Genomic DNA, 2,519 nt, shown 5'->3' on the forward strand with positions numbered 1-2,519 from the left:
ACGGCCACCTTCGACAACGCGCTGGAGTTGCTGACGATGAGCGGCTATTCGCTCGCTCACGCCGCGATGATGATGATTCCCGAGGCGTGGGAACAGCACACCACGATGGACGAGCGCCGCCGCGCGTTCTACGAGTACCACGCCGCCATGCTGGAGCCGTGGGACGGCCCGGCCTCGATGGTCTTCACCGATGGCCGCCAGATCGGTGCCACGCTCGATCGCAACGGCCTGCGCCCCTCGCGCTATATCGTCACCGACGACGATCTGGTGGTCATGGCCTCGGAGTCCGGCGTGCTGCCGATGATCCCCGAGAACAAGATCGTCAAGAAGTGGCGCCTGCAGCCGGGCAAGATGTTCCTGATCGACTTCGACCAGGGCCGCATCATCGACGACGAAGAACTGAAGAACCAGTTCGCGCTCGCCAAGCCCTACCGTCAGTGGATCGAGAACGTGCGCGTGCGCCTCGACTCGATCGAAGCCACCGGCAGCGCCAGCGAGTTCACCGAGTCGCTGCTCGACCGCCAGCAGGCCTTTGGCTACACGCAGGAAGACATCAAGTTCCTGCTGAGCCCGATGGCGCAAGCCGGCGAAGAGGGCACGGGATCGATGGGCAACGACTCACCCCTGGCCGTGCTCTCCGACAAGAACAAGCCGCTGTACAACTACTTCAAGCAGCTGTTCGCTCAGGTCACCAACCCGCCGATCGACCCGATCCGCGAGGCGGTGGTGATGTCGCTCGTCTCCTTCATCGGCCCCAAGCCCAACCTGCTCGACATCAACGCGGTCAACCCGCCGATGCGCCTGGAGGTGTCGCAGCCCGTGCTCGACTTCGCCGACATGGGCCGTCTGCGCGAGATCGAGAAGCACACCTACGGCAAGTTCAAGAGCCACGAGCTCAACATCAGCTACCCGCTGGCCTGGGGTGATGAGGGTGTGGAAGCCAAGCTTGCCTCGCTCTGCGCCGAGAGCGTCGACGCGATCAAGAGCGGCCACAACATCCTGATCATCAGTGACCGTCAGATGGATCGCGACCACGTCGCGATCCCGGCGTTGCTGGCACTGTCGGCCATCCACCAGCACCTGGTCCGCGAGGGTTTGCGCACGACCGCGGGCCTGGTGGTCGAAACCGGCTCCGCACGCGAAGTGCACCACTTCGCCGTGCTTGCAGGCTATGGTGCCGAAGCCGTGCATCCGTACCTGGCAATGGAGACCTTGGCCTCCATGCACAAGGAGCTGCCGGGCGAGTTGTCGGCCGAGAAGGCGATCTACAACTACGTCAAGGCCATCGGCAAGGGCCTGTCGAAGATCATGTCCAAGATGGGCGTGTCGACCTACATGTCGTACTGCGGTGCGCAGCTCTTCGAGGCCATCGGCCTGGAGAAGCCGCTGATCGACAAGTACTTCCGCGGCACGGCCAGCCAGGTCGGCGGCATCGACGTGTTTGATGTGGCCGAGGAAGCCATCCGCATGCACAAGGCCGCCTTCGGCGACGACCCGGTGCTGGCCGGCATGCTCGACGCCGGCGGCGAGTACGCCTGGCGCGTGCGTGGCGAAGAACACATGTGGACGCCCGATGCCATCGCCAAGCTGCAGCACAGCACGCGTGCCAACCGCTTCGACACCTACAAGGAATACGCCCAGCTCATCAACGACCAGTCACGCCGCCACATGACGCTGCGCGGCCTGTTCGAGTTCAAGTTCGATCCGAGCAAGGCGATTCCCGTCGACGAGGTCGAGTCGGCCAAGGAGATCGTCAAGCGTTTCGCCACCGGCGCGATGTCGCTCGACTCCATCTCGACCGAAGCGCACGCCACGCTGGCCGTGGCCATGAACCGCATCGGCGGCAAGTCGAACACGGGCGAAGGTGGTGAGGATCCCACGCGCTACCGCAACGAGTTGAAAGGCATCCCCATCGTTCAGGGCGCGAAGATCAGCGACCTGATGCCGGGCGGTGACGTGCGCGCTGACTATGAGCTCAACGCAGGCGACTCGCTGCGCTCGAAGATCAAGCAGGTGGCTTCGGGCCGCTTCGGTGTCACCACCGAGTACCTCGCCTCGGCCGACCAGATCCAGATCAAGATGGCCCAGGGTGCCAAGCCGGGTGAGGGCGGCCAGCTGCCGGGTGGCAAGGTGTCCGAGTACATCGGCAAGCTGCGCTACTCGGTGCCGGGTGTGGGCCTCATCAGCCCGCCGCCGCACCACGACATCTACTCGATCGAAGACCTGAAGCAGCTCATCTTCGACCTGAAGCGCGCGAACCCCAAGGCCCGGGTGCACGTCAAGCTCGTGAGCCAGTCGGGCATCGGCGCGGTCGCGGCCGGCACCGCCAAGGCCCTCGCCGACGTGATCCTCGTCTCGGGGCACGACGGCGGCACGGGCGCGAGCCCGCTCAACTCGCTCAAGCACGCGGGCACCCCGTGGGAGCTCGGCCTCGCCGAGACGCAGCAGACGCTCATGCTCAACGGCATGCGCGACCGCGTGTCGGTGCAGGTCGACGGGCAGCTGAAGACCGGACGCGA

At 65.1% G+C, this 2,519-nt stretch carries 1 protein-coding gene; it reads left to right on the plus strand.

Going from position 1 to position 2,519, the window contains the following annotated elements; translation table 11 throughout:
* Positions 1 to 2,519 (plus strand): glutamate synthase central domain-containing protein (locus tag VFL64_RS17535; protein ID WP_489541668.1); only part of this gene is annotated, 2,519 nt, incomplete at both ends.

The organism is Rhizobacter sp. (assembly GCF_035702065.1).
Taxonomy (GTDB): Bacteria; Pseudomonadota; Gammaproteobacteria; order Burkholderiales; family Burkholderiaceae_C; genus Rhizobacter.